Source organism: Flavobacterium sp. (assembly GCF_035195345.1).
GTDB lineage: Bacteria > Bacteroidota > Bacteroidia > Flavobacteriales > Flavobacteriaceae > Flavobacterium.
In genome coordinates this window covers 24,386-44,424 of sequence record NZ_CP136574.1, presented here as the reverse complement: position 1 = coordinate 44,424, position 20,039 = coordinate 24,386, and the positions used below count along the sequence as shown (strand labels likewise).

Below are 20,039 nucleotides of genomic sequence, written 5' to 3'. Positions count from 1 at the left end.
TCAGCGCAAACCACTTCAAAAGAAACTCAGTGTAGCTCGGTGTAAAAAAATTAACCACAACCCGAAACCTGAAGCAATAAAGTGAAACGCTCTGTGCAACTCTTTCAGTGCAAACCACTTCAAAAGAAACTCAGTGCAGCTCGGTGTAAAAAATTAACCACAACCCGAAACCCGAAACCTGAAGCAATAAAGTGAAACGCTCTGTGAAACTCTCCCAACGCAATCCACTTCAAAAGAAACTCAGTGCAGCTCGGTGTAAAAAATTAACCACAACTTGAAACCTGAAACCTGAAACTTTCTACTCAACAACCAACTTACTACTAAAAACCACAGCTGCTCCTTGCTTAACCAAAACCAAATACACCCCTGCAGGATAAGAACTCACATTCAGCTCATTAGTTCCTGAAAAAGAATTTAAAGCTACATTTTGAATTAACCTACCCGTTACATCATAAATGGCAACAGTAGCATTAGCTAAAGCTAAATCATATTGTAAGGTCACCACATCCTTAGCAGGATTAGGAAACATCGTAAAAACATTTTCCTGTTGAAATTCAGAGACACTTAAGGTAGCACAAAGCCCCGTCATTAGGGTAGGAACATAAACCGGATTTCCAACGGTACCATTACCATATTGCCCACCTTGATTATCTCCCCATACCCAAACCGTACCATCGGATTTTGTGGCAATGGTAAACTGGTCATTACCAGCCCCTCCAGAAACCACATCAACCCAGCCAGTATCAGCACCCACTTGAACGGGTGTAAATTGATTAGTGGTGTTGCCTATTCCAAGTTGTCCAACATCATTAAGCCCCCAAGCCCAAAGAGTACCATCGGGTTTAATTCCGAACGAGACTTTCCAACCTGCAAATACTTTTGACCATGTACTTGTACCGACTTGTCTTGGATACGAACGATATAATGAAGGAGACAAACCATCTCCTGTTTGTCCATATTCCCCCCCCCAAGACCACAAGGTGCCATCGGTTTTTAAAGCTAAAATATGGGCGGCTCCAACATGAATACTCGCCCAATCAGTATCTGCATTCAATTGAGTGGGAACACTTCGTGCCATAACGGTATTATCAGCTAATAAACCTGCAGTATTCAATCCCCAACCCCAAATAGTGCCATCATTTTTTAAAGCAAAAACTGTGGCACCCCAACTAGTTCCTTCAATATCTACCCAATGATTGGCTGTGCCAATTTGAATGGGTATAAGTTGATTGGCACAACACGTATTATTCCCCATTTCATACTGATCATTTTGCCCCCAGCCCCAAATAGTGCCATCGGTTTTCAATCCAATGGTCATTTGAGTTGAAGAGGATATCTTCTGCCAATTAGTAGCGCTACCGATTTGTTGCAAAGTAGGATTTATTGTAGTTGTAGAACCATTACCTAATAGTCCGTACCTTCCATCTCCCATAGCCCACAAAGTACCATTATTTTTAATAATAAAAGTATTGTATGCTCCAGCACTTACTTTTAACCAATCAGTAGACGTTCCTATTTGAAAAGAGGAAGGATTTATGGAATTTGTATTCCCTAAGCTTCCAGCATCACTTGAACCCCATCCCCATAATGTGCCATCCGATTTAATAGAGACAACATGATATTCGCCAATATTAAAACCACTATAGCATTGACCATAAATAGAAGCAGATACCCATAAAAAGAATAAAGTAATTTTTTTAAGCATAATTTCTTAGTTTAAAAACAGGTACGCTATAAGCGTACCTGTTTAGGGTTATTTTATTTAATAATTAATTTATTTTGCCATAAGATAGTAGCCGCTTGTTTTACAACTAACATATACAGACCAGCAGGATAAGAGTCAATCGCTAAAATGACTTCCTTATCAGCCGAAGATAAGGCTTTTTTAGCAATACTTCTACCTGTCAAATCATAAATTTCCAATATGGCACCTTCTAATTCTATAGGATAAGAAAGAGTTACGGCTGTAACGGCAGGATTAGGATAAAGACTAAAACTAGTTGGGTTAGAATTAACTTCATTCTTATCTACACTTGCCATTTTTCCAGTAGAATCACATCCTGCAACATCAACATCAAATTTAGTGATACACAATTCATATACTTCTTTGTAAGGAACTGTTCCTTGCAAAATCCAAGTCAATACGCCTCCGTTAAAAGGACTTTGGGGAATAACGGTTACTTGAATTACGTTTTGTCCTGGCTGTAAAGTAAACGATGAAGGCAGTAATACTACTTGATTCGTCTCTTCACTCAATGTCACTTGATAAGGAACAGTCATACCACTATAAATCATTATTTTGCTGTTTTCCAAGTATTTACTCTCTTGTCATTCCGAGCCTGCTAGGAATCTCCTAACCTTAGGCACACCACTAAACACCGTTTAGTCCACAACCCGTAACTCGTAACCTAAAGCAATAAAGTGAAACGCTCTGTGAAACGCTCTCAACGCAATCCACTTAAAAGAAACTCAGTGCAGCTCGGTGTAAAAAAAATATCCACAACCCGAAACCCGTTACTCAACAACCAACTTACTACTAAAAACCACCGCAGCTCCTTGCTTAACCAAAACCAGATACACCCCAGCAGGATAAGAACTCACATTCAGCTCACTACTTCCTGTAACAGAATTCAAAGCCACATTTTGAATTAACCTACCAATTACATCAAAAATGGCTACAGTTGCATTAGTACCAGTTAAATCGTATTGCAAGGTTACAATATCTTTAGTAGGATTGGGATACAATATAATTTCATTTTCATTAGCATCAAAACCGGGTGTAGATAGAACAACCGTATCTCCTACTAAACGAATAGCAGAAAAAGAACAAATACTTCTGTAGGTAAAAAAACTTCCTGCCAACCAAATTTTACCATCATCCATAACTACAATTTCTGAACAAATTCCAGGATCTAAACCTCCATAATGTTCGGGATTTCCATCACCCACATCAAAACCACTATCATAACTACCATCAGTATTAAGACGGACTAGTCTTCTTTGATTAGGGTTTATACCATTTAAAGCATAAAAATCACCCCCTAAAATAATCTTTCCATCTTGTTGAACAGCTAGTGCATCAATTGTAGTTGTGCCATTAATTGTAACACTACTCACAAAACTAGAATCCAAAGTACCATTAGGAAACAATCGAAAGGGTTGTTTAATCGAATTTTCGTTATACCAAACTGCAGATGCAAGTACATAAATGTTACCATTTGGTAAAATTTTAATCTCTCTAACATGGTGTTGATGATTCGAAGGTGGAATACCTGTACCTATTTCAAAAGAAGGGTCTTTTGTGCCATCAGAATTTAAACGAATCAAATGATTTTGAGTTTGTCCATTAAAAGTTGTAAAATTCCCTCCCATAATGATTTTTCCATCGGGTTGCAGCCCAAAGCATGAAATTCTACCGTTAAAAGCAGTAGCTACAGAAAAAGAATTATCTAGTGTACCATCATTATTTAAACGTACACAATAGTTTTGAGGTTGACCATTAAACGTTGTGAAATTTCCACCTATCAAAATTTTTCCATCGGGCTGCAAAAGAATGATTTTAACATAATCATTAAAGCCCGAACTCACAGCAAATGATGAATCTAATGTACCATCGTTGTTTAAACGTAAAATAGAATTAGTATTTACTCCATTAAATTGTGTAAAATTCCCCCCCACAAGAATTTTTCCATCGGGTTGAATTACAATAGTGTAAATTGTATTGTTAAATCCAGAACCTATTGCAAATGATAAATCTTTACTCCCATCATCAAGAATTCGTATAATTCTGTTTTGCGAAATACCTTCAAAAGTTGTAAAGGCACCTCCTAATATTGTTTTTCCATCCACTTGGACTGCTACTGCTTCTACTTTGTCATTCAAACCCGTATTCAAATTAAAGCTCATATCAAGTGAACCATCTGTGTTAAGACGTGCAAGGCTATTTTTAGCCACCCCATTGATACTATTTAAAAAACCTCCTATCAAAATTTTATCATCTGATTGAACAGCTACACAATTTGCTGCATTTCCTACACGTAGATTTTGTAAAGTGTTAGTTAAACTACCATCTGAATTTAGTTGAACAGCCCTATTAAGAACCCCATTAACGGTGTAAGTTCCTATTGCAACTATTTTACCATCTTGCTGTAAAGCAATATCAGGAGCATAGGCATTTGGAATAGCTAGAAAAAAACTAGAATCTAAGCTACCATCATAATTTAATCGAATTATTGAACCCGCAGGTTGACCATTCCAACTTGTAAAGCCACCACTAACTAATATTTTTCCATCAGGTTGTAATTCAATATCACGAACAGCGTTAGAATTTAAAGCACCTGTTCCAATATCAAAAGAAGTGTCTTTAGTGCCATCACTATTAAAACGAATTAACTTTCCTTGTGGTTGACTATTAAAAAAATTAAAATAACCACCCACTATAACTTTACCATCTGATTGAACCACTACTTTATAAACAGCAGTAGCTGAAAACGAAAAACCAATACTACCTAAATCAAAAGTAGGATCTGTAGTACCATCAGCATTTAAACGAAATACATATCGCTGAAGATGACCATTAATGAAAGTAGATGAACTTCCAGCAATTAAAATTTTACCATCAGGCTGTAGAGCTATTGATTCTACTCTACCTCCTATAGTAGGTACAAAACTATTATCTTTACTCCCATCGGTATTTAATCGGATAATTTGCCTTGAATTAACTCCATTCATTAAGCTGAAATCTCCACCAACCAGAATTTTACCATCAGGTTGCAAAACAAGATCATTTAGAACTCCACTATACGTTAGAAGAGGACTTTCAAAACTAGTATCAATGCTACCATCAGTATTAAATCGAACAACTGAAGCTTCCCCTGTGAGTCCTTGTGTTCCAATCGCCATATAGCCTCCAACAACTATCTTACCATCAGGTTGTTGTTTCATAACAGAAACATAACTAAATCCTTTATAACCAGAACCGATGATCAAATCAATATCTGCAGGATTTTGAGAATAAATATTTGTTGTTAATACAACTAAAAAATAAAATAATTTTGACTTCATAAAAATAAGGTTAATTATTATGTTCTTTTTTATAAATAACTTAAAAAATAATTTATTAAAATTTAAATTCAAATCTCTTAATAGAGTCGATATGAGGATTATTATATTATCAAATAAAGAAAAATTATATATGTATTGTTTTTCATTCTATTATTATACCATCACAAAACGTCAAGAATATTCAACCTGCTTATTTGCTAATAAAATAATGGGGATTGCTATTTAAAAATATACACCTTCATATAAATGATTCCTTTATCATTTATTTATCATTCCGAGCCTGCTAGGAATCTCCTAACCTTAGGCACCCCACTAAACGCAGTTTAGTCAACAACCTGAAACTTGAAACCTAAAACTCGTAACCCACTACTCAACAACCAACTTACTACTAGAAACCACCACAGCACCTTGCTTAACCAAAACCAAATACACCCCAGCAGGATAAGAACTCACATTCAGCTCACTACTTCCTGTAACAGAATTCAAAGCCACATTTTGAATCAACCTACCCGTTACATCATAAATGGAAACTGTAGCATTGGTAACAGTTAAATTATAAGTTAAATTTACCACATCCTTAGCAGGATTAGGATACATTGTAAAAACATTTTCTTGTTCAAATTCAGTAGCACTTAAGGTAGCACAAAGCCCCGTCATTAGGGTAGGAACATAAACTGGATTGCCAACAGTACCATTACCATATTGCCCCCCTTGATTATCTCCCCAGGCCCAAACCGTACCATCGGATTTGGTAGCAATAGTAAACTGGTCATTACCAGCCCCTCCAGAAACCACATCAACCCAGTCGGTATCAGTACCTACTTGAACGGGGGTAAATTGATTAGTGGTGTTGCCTATTCCTAATTGTCCAACATCATTAAGTCCCCAAGCCCAAAGGGTACCATCAGGTTTAATTCCAAAGGATACTTTCCATCCAGCAAATACTTTAGACCAAGTACTTGTACCCACTTGAGTTGGTGTGTCTCTATAGTAAGATGAAGGGAAATTATCGCCTGTTTGGCCATATTCCCCCCCCCCCCAAGACCACAAGGTGCCATTGGTTTTTAAGGCTAAAATATGGGCAGCGCCAACATGAATACTAGCCCAATCGGTATCTGCATTCAATTGAGTAGGTATGCTTCGTGCCATAACAGTACTATTACCTAATAAACCTGCAAGATTCAATCCCCACCCCCAAATAGTGCCATCATTTTTTAAAGCAAAAACAGAGGCACCCAAACTAGTTTCAACATCCACCCAATGATTGGCTGTACCAATTTGAATGGGGGTAAGTTGATTGGCACAACACGTATTATTCCCCATTTCATACTGATCATTTTGCCCCCAGCCCCAGACAGTCCCATCGGTTTTTAAACCAATAGTCATATCACTCGACGCCGAAATTTTTTGCCAATTAGTGGCGGTACCGATTTGTTGCAATGTAGGATTTATTGTAGTTGTAGAACCATTACCTAATAGTCCGTACCTTCCATCTCCCATAGCCCATAAAGTACCATTATTTTTAATAATAAAAGTATTGTATGCCCCAGCACTTACTTTTAACCAATCAGTAGACGACCCTATTTGAAAAGAGAAAGAATTTATGGAATTGGTATTTCCTAAGTTTCCAGCATCGCTCTCACCCCAACCCCATAAAGTTCCATTTGATTTAATAGAGACAACATGATAGCTTCCTATCTGAAAACCATCAAAACATTGACCATAAGTAGAAGCAGATACCCATAAAAAGAATAAAGTAATTTTTTTAAGCATAATTCGTTAGTTTAAAAACAGGTACGCTTATAGCGTACCTGTTTAGGGTTATTCTATTTAATAATTAACTTGTGTTGCCATAAGATAGCATCTCCTTGTTTTACAACAAACATATACATACCTGCAGGATAAGAGTCAATCGCTAAAGTGACTTCCTTATCAGCCGAAGATAAGGCTTTTTTAGTAATACTTCTACCCGTCAAATCATAAATTTCAAGCGTTGCACCTTCTAATTCTAGAGAGTAAGAAAGGGTTACGGCTGTGACAGCAGGATTAGGATAAAGACTAAAACTAGTTAGGTTAGAATTAACTTCATTCTTATCTACACTAGCCATTTTTCCAGTAGAATCACATCCTGCAACATCAACAGCAAATTTAGTGATACACAATTCATAACCTTCCTTATAAGGTAAAGTTCCTTGCAAAATCCAAGTCAATACGCCTCCGTTAAAAGGACTTTGGGGAATTACAGTAATCGGAATTACGTTCTGCCCTGGCTGTAAAGTAAACGTAGAAGGAATTAGTACTACCTGATGGGTCTCATCACTCAATGTTACTTGATAGGGGAACGGAAAACCACTATAAATCACAAGGGTATACGTATAAGAACAATAAGGTGTTTCATTTTGTTTAATTTCCTTAATTTCCAATCGCTCTATTTTACATTGATCACATTTTGTAGTAGAATAATGTAAAGGTTCCGATTCCAAGGAACAGTTCCCTGTATTAATAGTTAGAGTATAATCACCATCCTTTATTAAGGTATAAGGATCAGCAAATGATTCCGAACCATGAGTATCCGATTGCGCATCCTTATTCCAACTCCATTCATTTAAAGGTAAATTAGGCCCAATCAAATAATTAGTCTCAGTAGAACAGTCCGTATAACAGCCTGTAGGGAAAATCCAAATATAATTCTCAGGATTTTTGGGTAAATCTAGTTGAGTCGACGCACTACAACCACCTGCTGTAGCAGTTACTTTATAAGGACCTCCTTCGGTTACAATTATAGTAGATCCTGTAGCTCCATTCGACCAATTAAAAGTAGAACCTCCAACAGCTGTTGCCGTAAGTTTGATAAGATAAGGAGTACAACTAATAAGTTGAGGGGTTATAGTTACATGCTGTGGTGGTTGTACAACTGATAATACAACAGTTGTAGATTGACTACAAACTTGATCGGATGCAATAATCTCTAAGTTATGATTTCCTACAGTTAAACCAGTGAATACAGGAGTCAATTGATTATTCCAAGCAGTTTGTATTACACCGTCTAATGTCCATGTGAGTTCAATAGCACTAGTAATCGCTTGCAATGAAAAATCGTCTCCTACACATAAAGTAGTAGCGCCAATAACCTTAATACTAGGAGGAGTAATAAATTGTGGAACTACTCGAGATGGAGTATCATAAGTACAATTCAGTGCACTTTTTAATCGCACCCAATAAACACCGTTTACACTAGTGCTCCAAGTAGGAACTGTTGTAGTGGCAACAACAGTATTGCCATTCATCCATTGATATTGAGTAGCGGTACATTCACTTAAGGTACTACTAGGTACATAATGCATAGTAACTACATTACCCATACAAACGGTAGCAGTAGTAGTAGTAATATCACCTCCAAAACAAGGCTCAGGGACAATAATTGGATTATCAAGAACAAAAGTGCGTTGACAACCCGAAGCATTTTTAACCGTAACTTTAACATCATGATCCCCAGTATTAGTAAATACACGGGTAGGCTCTGACATGGTGTTTTGTGCACCATTATCATCAAAATCCCATAAAAAAGAAGTTATGGAAAATAATCCAGACCCTGTTAATCCAAACCTCACTGGCGAATCATGGCAATCTAAATCTGACAACAAAACTATATCCAAATCAGGAATAGGTTGTAAACTAACGGTAATTATATATTCACATTGCGGTTGTGCATTACCATCAACAAATCCATTTACCTTAATTTTAAATTGATAATTTCCCGCAGGAATATTGGTTAAGGTAGCAGAAGTAGGTTGCCAAGCACCTCCATTATAACTGTATTCAAAAGAATGAGTAAGTCCTGTTGCCGCCGCATAATAGCTGGTTTGGTCAAATAAGGTTACATTAAAAGTGTTGTCGTCACCACAAGAAGAAGCATGCGAAAGCTTAGCGACATAAGGCACCGTAATTTTTTTATAGGTTTTTAACTCCGAAAGTTCACCTTCACACATATAAAAAGTATTATAAAAGATGTGATAAATTCCAGGAGTAGCCGCAAATGAAAATCCTTGCGGAACAGAAGAATAATTAATAGGACCTATAACTGTAAAATTCTCTTGTACAGGAGAAGGATTGGCTGTTCCTGTTAAGGTTATAACTCCACATTGATTATTCGAATTATTGTTAATTTCTGGTGCTGGACTTAATTCACAAAAATCAGGTGGTCCACATTTTTGAATGATATATTGAGAATTTGAAGTGTATGTACAATTATTACTATAAGTAGCAATAAAGAAATAGTTTCCAAAGCCCAAATTATTACTCATCCCTATAGTAAGTGTTGTACTATGCCCACCGTTTGAAACAGGGATTGGATGAGTAACATCATTAAAATACCATTGAATGGTTGAAGCAGAACCTGTAGCAGCTGTCAATGTGGCATTAATATCATATTTACTACAAAATACATTACCATGGGTACTAGATAACGAAGCAGTTGCCACTGGACTAGGTAAAACTAAAATATTAAAATTTGCAATATTTGTAGTACCTGTACAGCCATTAGGATTTACAATATAGGCAGTTACAGGCATTAAAAGATTGGTTGTACCAGTATTACTAAACGTAAAATTCTGATTTAAAGTTCCTATTACATCGCCATATCCAAAATTCCAAATAACTTGGGTGGTTGGATTAAAAGTATAGCCCAAAGAAGTTATTGAAAAAGAGGCTCCTTGACCACTACAAATGGTGGTATCTCCCGAAATGCTAATTTCAGGAATACCTAAAATGGTTATAGGTATAGAAACGATTTCCGTGAGAGTACATTTAGTTATAGTAGCAGTCAAGGTAACTGGAGTGGTAATGGTGGTGTGGTTCCAATTGACACTAATTTGAGTGGTATTTTGGCCAACAGAAACACTCCCTAATGAAGGAACTGAGATACTCCATACAACATTGTCATAATCGGTATATAAGGTTGAAAGCCCTAAATTATTCAATTGAAACGTACTTACCGAATTGGCACAAACAGTTGTCTGGGCTCCTACAATTTCAGCATTAATTTCTTGAATAGTAACTGGTAAAACTACAGGGGCTGAATGACAAGCAACAGGTACATAGACTTCGCTTCTAACCTCAATACTAGGAGGCAATGCCCCAGTAAAAGTAACATTAACTTGATTGCCAACATTGGAACCTAAAAAGGTTCCATTTGTGATACTCCATACATAATTTGCTTGAGGGTTAGGATTTTGAACACTATAAGTATAGGGACTATTCGGACATACTATAGGGGTACCATCGATGCCATTAGGCACACTAGGCTTTGCAATAACAGTAATAATTTTCTGTTCACCTGCACAATAGCCTGCACCAGTAGCTGTCAAAATATAAGAACCACTTTGATTAAAAGTATAGGAAAATGTTGTACTATTCGATGCAGAATAGATAGTTACACCCGTATTAGTTCTTAAATTCCATTGCACAGGAATCCCATCATTTGTAGTATATACAGAGGAATTATTCTGACATACAAATTGTTCTCCAGTAATCTCTAAAGGTCTAGAAATTAAAATTTCAAATTCCGCTTCACCTCCACAATGCAATAAAGTATTGATATAAGTAGCACGTAAAGTAATAGTTCCCATTGTATAGGGAGTAACAATTACTTCATTACGCTGGTCAGTTAATATAATTTCACCTAAATCATTATTTACATTGCCAACAATTTCCCATTGAATGTCTGTGGTAGGCCATTGAGGTAATTTATACCTCCCCTGCCCTTTATAACAGATATCGGTAGGACCTTGTATGGTTCCCTGTGTCTGTATTACAGGGACCTTAATAGTACTTGGCTCTAGGCAATCTAAACGACAATCCATTGGGTAAAAAGTAACATAGCCAAAACCATTCGAATCAACAGCATCCCATAAAACCTCAATATTACCACCACCTTCAGATATAACCCGACCACCATTTACGGTCCAGTTAAAGTGCTCATGACAAATATCCATCCCATCAAACGGTAGAGAATAAATTGAGGATTGCCCCTCACAAATAACAGTAGGACATGAAATTTCGAAACCTCTTCCTTTCACTTTAAATTTTAATACATATTCACTCGTACAATTACATGCATTAGTAACAGTCAAAATGGCCTTATATTCACCATCTTCTGTAAATGCAACCGACGGTTGAAACTCAGAAGAGGTTGTAAAAGTACCTGTTGTATTATTCTTAAAAACCCAATGATAACTAATTAAACTAGTACCATTATTAGCAGACGAAAGATTAATAAAGTTGATAACTTGATCCCTACAAAGATAAATGTTATCATCAGGCGTGTATTGGTGCAATGGAGCAATCTCAAACAATGCGGACGGAATAACAATTTTCTCTATACATAAAGTTTTGGATAAAATCGTACTTCCAGATACAATTGTAAACGATACAGAGCCAGTTCCAACTACGCCCCAACTCACAGTACATGAAGTGTTGGTAGCATTGGAAAGAGTACCACCCCCAACACTCCAAGTGGTGGTAGCACCAGCTGGTAAATTAGTCAAAGTATAGTGAACGACACTTTGCTCACACATTCGGATGCAATCAGATTCGCCTATATCTTCTATAAAGACTTTTTTTCTATCATCATAATTATAGGTTTGGCAGCCTACTTCTTTGTCCCAAGAAATAGCAATTCCGCTATTAGTTTGGGAATATCCTTTTGCACTTCCCAATAGCAAAAAGGAAGCTAAGATTAAAACAAAAAATATTTTTTGTCTGACTCTAAAGAGTTGTTTACTCATAATAATTGTGTTTTGGTTAGTAAAAATTTACATAGCCAAAATACGTTTTGAAATAAACAATAATTTACGGTGTTTTTTGAGTTTTTATTACGGTAATACCGTAATATTTTTTATTGATTTACCGTAATAATAATAGGTATCATACTAATAATTTTAAAACATCTTTTTAAAACAAATCAGAGTATGAAAAAAATTTTCGTTCTAGCAATAGTTATGGTTTGTAGTCTAACACTCCAAGCCCAAGAAAAAAATCAAAACCCTACAAACAACACAGAAGTGCTGAATCAGGAAGATACGTTACAAAAAAAGAAGCTAAAGAAAAGCCTGCTACTACTTACAGCACCAACAGAAAAAGAAGTAAAAGTTAAAGATGTTTGATAGTTAGTAATCAACTTAAAATGACTACCCAACAAAAAATAACAATAAGAATATGGCTATAATTAATTACAGACAAAGACTCCAAAACATACAGAGCAGAAAATTTGACAAAGAGCTAAATGAATCTGTTGTTTCAAAAATATTCAGTTCACGAGAAATACCAGAGAATGTAAAATATCTTGCTGAATCAATGCGTAAAATTGAGCAAAAATATAACAACAGAACTTATGACGCTGCAAATAGGGTTCAAAAACACTTACAAGACAACTTAAATCTACATTTTAACAGAACATATAAAACTCAAGGTTCGGTTATTACAAACACCAACATAAAAGTTCACAGTGATTTTGACTTACTAACTATTATTGACAAATACCATTATAATGAACCAGGGGTTGAAAATTCAAATGACTACACAGCATCAGACCCTGATAATGACATTCTTGCATTAAGAACACAATCAACAAAAATTATGAAGGATATTTATGATGAAGTTGATACAAGTGGAACAAAAGGCATTTCCATTTTTAATAAATCATTGAACCGAAAAGTAGATATTGTTTTTTGCTTTTGGTATCATTCCAAAAAGTATATTGAAACAAAAGACGAGTATTATAAAGGCATTTATCTTTATGAATTCCCTAATAAAACTAAAATACTTGATTATCCTTTTGCCCATATCAATAACGTAAATTACAAAGGAGATAATACAAATGATGGTGCAAGAAAAGGAATACGCCTTTTAAAAAATTTGAAAGCTGATGCTGAGAGTAAAATTGATTTGTCAAGTTTTCATCTTACTACAATAGTTCACTCAGTAGATAACAATCTTTTGAACTACAATTTTGGGAATGAAATTTTGATAGCTAAAGCCATCTCAGATAAAATAAACATTCTAATAAATGACCCACAAACAAGGAAGTCTGTATTGAGCCCAAACGGTACGGAGAAACCTTTAACTGATGACAAAGTAGTTCCCGAAATGAAAAAATTAAAGGAAGATTTAGACACACTTATTATTGATACAGCTAAAGAACTAAACAGTCCTACTGTGAAAAGAACTCTCTTAAACTACTAATATATGAAAGATTTGAAACCGAAAATTTTTATTGGTTCATCAACTGCAGGTTATTCCATTGCAGAGAAAATCAAAGCTAATTTATCTCCAATAGCCGATTGTTTCTTATGGCAAGACCCTGATGTTTGGGAAACTAATAGAAGTACATTTGATAATTTAATAAGAATGTCAAACTACTTTGACTTTGGTATATTCGTTGCAACAAGTGATGACTTGACACTCACCAACGACAAATTAGTTATTGAACCAAGAGACAATGTTATTCTTGAAATGGCTTTGTTTTTAGGTGCAATGGGGCATCACAAATCTTTCTTATTGGTTGAAGATGGTGTAAAACTACCTTCTGATTTCAACGGAATTTTTATGCCACGTTTTGATAGGAAAAATGATGATTCTATTATATTGGCTTGTAACGAATACAAATCAAAAATCACAGAGCATTACCAATTGGGACATTTAAGTTTATATCCAACAACAGCATTAGCAATCGGCTATTATAAAAACTTTATTGCTGACCTTGTTGAAAGCGTTCAAACAGCTGAAAAATTAGAATTTAATGGAGTAATATATACTGATTTCAAATTGAAAGTAGTAATCCCCAAAGACCTTAAAGGTATGATAAGGGAAAAAGCTTCACTTTTTTACAAACGAAATGGCTTACAGCCGAACGATATAAAATCAAAATTTCGCAAACATCACTTATGGTTCCAACTTGACCCTAAAAACGCTCCGATAGCATTAATGTATGATATGCCAAGCACTTTGACAGGTATTGATGATGCAATAGAACTAATACTTCAAAAAAATTACAAAGGACGAACTAAAATGCAAACTATCATAGAACAAAAAGAGTTGAATAACTTTAAACGTGTTCTTCAACTGCAAATTGACAGTAGCCCATTTGCTCAACATACAGTAGAAATAATTGATGAGTTTTAATCAAACAATATAAGCCAAATAGTGCTGGTTTCTAATATGTGCTTCACCAATTTAATTAAGATTGGAAAACCCGACCGATCGGATATGCTCAACAGCCGATATCGCAGATTTGCAATATGTGCCTACAAAGTAAATAAAAAAGATTAGTTAACTAGTTGTAAAAGATTAACAAGTATATGGAAGGAAAATATACAAAAGCAGGAACAATAATTGGTTCAATAGGACTGCTCATTACAATAGTTGTAACTGTAATAAGCTTTATACCCAAATCGTCAAATAATTTAGCGGGTGAATGGTTAATGACTTCAAAAGTATTTCATGCCGATATGAAAGCATATATTGGAGCAGAAGTACAATGGAAAATGTTTATTACTGAAAGTGATAATAAAATTCAAGGAACAGCTGAAAAAATTAAAATAAATGGAGTTGATGTTGATTATAATCAAAGAACTTATATGGAATTTAATGGTGCAATTGAAGAAAATAAGTTGATTATAAACTTTGTTGAGAATGGGAAAATGAGAAAAACTAGTGGAATAATTATTGCACGTTTTCAAGAAGATACTTTCTCAGGAAGCTTTTCACATACTGCATCAAATACAAAAGGTGAAATATATAGTGTTAAAATAGAATAAGATATGACTGATTTGGATTTTGAAGAACCCGATAACGCAAATTTCTAATCCGTACTTAGCCAATTTAATTAAGATTGAAAATCCGAGTTCAATTAACAAAATATAACTTATAAACATTCATAAAATAAAATCAAGATAAAAACCCAAAAATAGAATAGACAAAAGTAATTACAGAAACAAAGTCAAATGATAAGATTAATTTTTTTAATTGTTCAAATAAGTATTGATATCATTACCGCAATAGTGAATAATCCAAATTAGATAGTATTGTTATTGAAACCATATTCAATACCATTTGAAGCTTTTAAATAATAGTTACTAATTAAATAGTATACACATTTTAAGATAGAATTAATAGAAATTTTAAAAATCAAAATAGTATGAAAAAATTAGCTACAATTTATTGTTTTCTTATTGCTATTGCATTTAGCTTTAGTCAAGAAACTTCTGATTCTATAAATCGAAAAATGGGAAAGAGAAGAACAAATACTTATGTTATTGAATATGATTTTAAAAGCGGATATTTTAAAAAGAATAATCAAAAAATTATTGTCAACAGTCCTGTTATTTTTAAAATTGTAAACATCAATCGTTTGGCATATGAAGTGAGGGTAAAAGCAAAAGATTCAGTTATTGGGGTATCAAATATGGAGGGATTAAGGGAATTATTTAAAAAGGAGCAAATCGAAAATTTAGAAAAGCAAATAAATACTTCGGATATCAATAAATCAAATATCCAACCCTATACAGCTGTAGTTGTTGATGATTTCAAAGGTACTGTAAAAGAAAATAAAGAATTAAAAAAATCGATCAATAATTTTATGATAGAACTATCTTCAAAATCAAACTTACCTCTAAATGCAGTTAATAAAGAAGATATAAAAAAAGCATTGGATTCAATCGAAAACATTAAAGTAGGAAATAAAATTGATGAAGACATATCAAATCATCTTGAACTTCAAAAAAAACTAACTACACTTTACTTAAAAATTTTAGAAAAATATTACATAATGCTCAACCTTAGTAAAGAGTATTTACATATAAGTAGTCTTATTAATGAACCTTTATTATCAAGTAATGATCAAATAGATGATTCAAAACTAGAGACAATAGTGCTTGAATTTGAAAATAATAAAATTATTAAAGAAGACATCTCTTTATTAGTGAATCAATTTCAAAGCGAATACAATGCCATAAAAACCAACATACAATTAGGAAAATCAACCAATTATGGTGGTGTGATGAAGCTTAATTATATCAGTGATAATCAAAACGTTGTAATCAATCACATTAATGAAAAAATTAATAAAATTAATTTTGATGACTTAAGAAATGAATTAATTCAATTGAAGAATCTATTGAAGACCAAAAATAGAAATTTAATTTTTGAATATGTTTCGCATCCAATACAACCTTTTCAAGATGTCGTAATATTTGATGTAGAAATAAAAAAGAAAAAAACAGATAATAATTTAATTGACAACAGTAGAAAATTTTCGCACAAAGAATTTGTAAGACATGGACTTCGGTTAGATGTAAGCTTGGGTGTAGCAGGAAGTCTACATTCGGATAAATATTCGTACGCAGTTAAAATGAATCAAAACAATGAAAATGTCATAATGAAAAACGACAAGTCTATTTTCACACCAAGTTTTGTAGGTTTTTTTACAGCTAGCCGAAGAAGTGCAACTCATTTTTCTTGTGGATTTAGCATAGGCATAGGAGTTAGTGCTAGTGAAGGATCGCTAACCTTTGATAACTTTTTTGTAGGCCCAAGTTTAACAGTTGGTAAGTATGAAAGAGTTACTTTAACTTCGGGTTTATCCATAAAAAATTTACCCGTTTTAAATAATGGTTATCAGGAAGGTGATATTGTACCACAACAATATACAATTGAAAATGTATCCGATAAAAATTATGTTCCAGGATTCTTTATTTCTTTATCTTATAACTTAACAAAAGGAGTAAAAGACAACATCAAACACATGAAATCTTTTTACTAATGACTAATCCATTGGGTGTAATTACAAAAAACGTCAATTCGAGTGTTTTTTGTGTAATAAAATGAAACAAAAAATGTATCGAGAATCGTTTTAATGAAATTTCACTTGTTTTCGATACAATTTTCAGTCGAAAATTACTCAAATCGACGTAAAATTATCATCTAAACCTAATTACACCCAACGGGTTAATAACTATTATTAAAAATCAACTATAACACCATGGATTTAAAATCCGTACTTACTTTTAAATATAGATAACATGAACACTCAGGCAATCAAACCAGGTCCAAAAAGAATAGCAACCTCAACAGGAAAACCTGACCAAAGGCAACGCGATAATAAAAAAACACCTGGCAACACACCATCATTAAAACCATCAAAATCAACAAAAAAAAAATAGAATCATTAGACTACAAAAAGTTATATAGCATTTATGATATTTAATAAATTAAAGGAAACCTTATGAAAACAAAACGTAAAAACTAACATAAACTAATGAAGATAAAACTTTTAAATACTAGATTTGTTACCTAATTTGATAAGAAAGTAGCATAATTTTTATTTTAGTTTAACATTTCGAGTTGAAAATTTGTTTTTAGCTAAATATTCATATAATTGAATGAAAGGGGGAAATAAGCCGAACAGGAACCGAATAAAAGATAGTAGGCATAACAAAAACAAAAAAAATGAAACATTTAAAATTAGCACTTTATTCTTTAATTTCACTTTTTGTTAGTGCAAGTATTTTAGTAAGTTGTTCAAATGATAATGATACAACTACTAATGAAACATCAAATAAAAATGTTGAAACATTTTTAAAATCATTTTACAAGCAAAAGTCTGAATTAGGTAAACCAATAGAGATAAAATCTAAAAAAGAAACGAGTACTTTAAATAGAACAGTAGAAATGCAAAGCTATTTAATTACAGAAGTATTTGTAGGTGAAGATACTAGAGCAAGAGGTTATATAATTACTGAAAAATCTACAAATGATTTTATATTCTTTTTAGATGTAGATAGAATAGATTATAAATTGACAACCGTTAAAGTTGAAACTAATGAGACAAAACAATTTAATGAAATCAATGAATTGGAGAAATATTTATCTACTGATGAATTTGACTTTATAAAAGTTATAGAAGACCCAGATTTTGAAGAACCAATTGTAACAGACCCTGAACCAGTAACTTTTAGAATTAGATATTCTTACGGAGCTTGCGTTAATGGTGTTCAAGGTGTATATCAGGCAACTTACTTCCTTGGTATTAGATTTACAAAATGGACAGCAACAGTTGAAGAAAACAGTAATGGCAACTTAGTACATGCAACTGTTCCTTGTGGTACAGAGTACAATCCTAATTAATGAACTAGACCTATTAATTTTAAAAATTAATAGGTCTTTAATATTTTTTATAAATATGTCAAAAATAATATTTTCTTTAATATTCATTTTTTATTTAAATTCATCCTTAAGTCAATCATTTATTACACTTGATAATGATACAAATGAATTTATCGAAGATGTTAATTATTCTCTTTTTTTTAAAAAAAAGCAAGTATATTATGGAAAAACGGAAAATAAAAAAATTACATCAATAAGTAATGAAATTGAGTACGACTCAATTTCATTATCAAGAATTGATTATTATACACTTGGTTTAGCAAAAGAAAAATTAGACTCTATTGTATATTTAACAAAAAAAATTGTATATCTTAATGAAGTTGTTGTAAATCCAAAAAAAAACGAGTATATATTATTGGGTGAAACAAATCGTTTTATAAAAAGACAAAGTAGAGCATTTACAAAAGATATGTATTTTGGTATTTTATACAAAAATGAAATTGACAAAGAGATTGAAATAAAAAAAATAACATTTTTTATTGAAAAAAATTTATTTCGAACAGCTTATAAGATAAATTTTTTTGAAGTAAGTGAAACTATACCTACTAGAGGTAATCAATACGCTGACATTGGTAATTTAATACATGCTACAGATACGCTATACATCGAAAAAAAATATAAAAATATTGTTGAATTAGATATATCCTCAGAGTTAACGATTAAACCTCGAAGTTCAATATTTGTAACTATTCAACTATTGAATTATTATGATGAAAACGATAGAATTATTATTCCTTCTAATGATGATTTAACTAAGCTTAAATTCCAAATATCCAACAAATTAAATTATTATTCTAAAACCATAGATTTATATACAAAAGAAATGAGTAATAACTTAATAAATATAAATCTTATGATAAATTATGATTTTGCTAACAAGTTTTTTCTTAAACCACATAAAAGTATTTTGGTTTCTCCTGCAATAATATTATATGTAAAAGAATATGAAAATTAAAAAGGCTTCCTATAAAAAAAAATTTAGCAATAGCAGCTCGGGCTTAACTGAAAGTAAAAGCACCAATTGAATATATAGATGTTTGGAAATTAAATTAAAATTTATTAAAAAAATAATTATATTATCAATATCATTAAGTATATTATCTTGTTCTACTCAAAAAAGAGATACATTTAAATACAGAAATGAAGACAAAAAAGTTTGGATTAATACTTTCAAATCAGAGGTTTTTTATGAGTGTTTAAAAGAAGTATATAAAAATGATACAATTTTTAAATTAATGGCAGAAAAAGATTTATTTAATTCTTACGATGCTATTGATTTTAAAACTATCGATTATGCAAGAGAATTAGGGAAACAGATTATTGTTAAAATACCAGTACCATATATAAAAATTGAAGCTGGGAATGAACATTTAAAAAATAAAAATTTTATTTCATATAGTTGTTTAAATTATTATGCTAGTAAAGAACTTGACTCGATAGCGAATAGTGAATATGAAAAAATGTTGAAAATTCAATAATACAGCCTACAACCGCAGTTTGTAGCAATAGCGGCTTTTGGGTATTACTGAAAGTCGCTTTTGTAATTGTAATAGTTAGTGAATAAAACGATAGAGCAGATTTCTAATCCGTGTTTCCCAAATTTAATTAAGATTTGTAATTCCATAATATAAAACAAATATAATTTTTAAATTAAGTTTTGAATCCGATTTAAATTAATACAATCCAAATATAAACCTCTTATCTCTTCAATATAAAATTCTTATGCATCAAAATCATAAGTCGGAATCCTATAT

14 protein-coding genes are annotated in these 20,039 nt (G+C 32.7%); 9 read left to right on the top strand and 5 right to left on the bottom strand.

The window, feature by feature from the left end:
• Positions 1-298 precede the first annotated feature (298 nt).
• The 5 genes from RSE15_RS00170 to RSE15_RS00150 form a co-directional block, all read right to left on the bottom strand.
• Complete coding sequence (locus RSE15_RS00170; protein ID WP_324068981.1) at positions 299-1,705, bottom strand: T9SS type A sorting domain-containing protein; 1,407 nt, start codon at positions 1,703-1,705, stop codon at positions 299-301.
• A 53-nt stretch (positions 1,706-1,758) separates the two neighbouring features.
• Complete coding sequence (locus RSE15_RS00165) at positions 1,759-2,295, bottom strand: T9SS type A sorting domain-containing protein (RefSeq protein ID WP_324068980.1); 537 nt, start codon at positions 2,293-2,295, stop codon at positions 1,759-1,761.
• Between the two features lie 219 nt (positions 2,296-2,514).
• Complete coding sequence (locus RSE15_RS00160; RefSeq protein WP_324068979.1) at positions 2,515-5,064, bottom strand: delta-60 repeat-containing protein; 2,550 nt, start codon at positions 5,062-5,064, stop codon at positions 2,515-2,517.
• A gap of 366 nt (positions 5,065-5,430) precedes the next feature.
• Positions 5,431-6,837, bottom strand: a complete 1,407-nt coding sequence (locus RSE15_RS00155) for a T9SS type A sorting domain-containing protein (protein WP_324068978.1) — start codon at positions 6,835-6,837, stop codon at positions 5,431-5,433.
• A 53-nt stretch (positions 6,838-6,890) separates the two neighbouring features.
• Positions 6,891-11,849 (bottom strand): PKD domain-containing protein, encoded by a 4,959-nt coding sequence (locus RSE15_RS00150; protein ID WP_324068977.1) that lies wholly within the window; start codon positions 11,847-11,849, stop codon positions 6,891-6,893.
• Between the two features lie 183 nt (positions 11,850-12,032).
• On the opposite strand from RSE15_RS00150, the gene RSE15_RS00145 reads away from it, so the two are divergent.
• The 9 genes from RSE15_RS00145 (at position 12,033) to RSE15_RS00105 (ending at position 19,763) form a co-directional block, all read left to right on the top strand.
• On the top strand, positions 12,033-12,227 hold the full coding sequence (locus tag RSE15_RS00145; RefSeq protein ID WP_324068976.1) for a hypothetical protein: 195 nt from the start codon (positions 12,033-12,035) through the stop codon (positions 12,225-12,227).
• Positions 12,228-12,279: 52 nt separating this feature from the next.
• Positions 12,280-13,305 (top strand): hypothetical protein, encoded by a 1,026-nt coding sequence (locus RSE15_RS00140; protein WP_324068975.1) that lies wholly within the window; start codon positions 12,280-12,282, stop codon positions 13,303-13,305.
• A gap of 3 nt (positions 13,306-13,308) precedes the next feature.
• Entirely contained in the window at positions 13,309-14,244 is a 936-nt protein-coding gene (locus RSE15_RS00135) for an STING domain-containing protein (protein ID WP_324068974.1), read from the top strand.
• Positions 14,245-14,420: 176 nt separating this feature from the next.
• Positions 14,421-14,879, top strand: a complete 459-nt coding sequence (locus RSE15_RS00130; RefSeq protein ID WP_324068973.1) for a hypothetical protein — start codon at positions 14,421-14,423, stop codon at positions 14,877-14,879.
• A 380-nt stretch (positions 14,880-15,259) separates the two neighbouring features.
• Positions 15,260-16,882: a hypothetical protein gene (locus tag RSE15_RS00125; RefSeq protein ID WP_324068972.1), complete on the top strand. Its 1,623-nt coding sequence runs from the start codon at positions 15,260-15,262 to the stop codon at positions 16,880-16,882.
• A gap of 259 nt (positions 16,883-17,141) precedes the next feature.
• Positions 17,142-17,282 (top strand): hypothetical protein, encoded by a 141-nt coding sequence (locus RSE15_RS00120; protein ID WP_324068971.1) that lies wholly within the window; start codon positions 17,142-17,144, stop codon positions 17,280-17,282.
• A gap of 286 nt (positions 17,283-17,568) precedes the next feature.
• Entirely contained in the window at positions 17,569-18,246 is a 678-nt protein-coding gene (locus RSE15_RS00115) for a hypothetical protein (RefSeq protein ID WP_324068970.1), read from the top strand.
• A 55-nt stretch (positions 18,247-18,301) separates the two neighbouring features.
• A complete protein-coding gene (locus RSE15_RS00110; protein ID WP_324068969.1) occupies positions 18,302-19,240 on the top strand; it encodes a hypothetical protein in 939 nt (312 codons plus the stop codon).
• Positions 19,241-19,322: 82 nt separating this feature from the next.
• Positions 19,323-19,763, top strand: a complete 441-nt coding sequence (locus RSE15_RS00105; RefSeq protein ID WP_324068968.1) for a hypothetical protein — start codon at positions 19,323-19,325, stop codon at positions 19,761-19,763.
• Positions 19,764-20,039 lie beyond the last annotated feature (276 nt).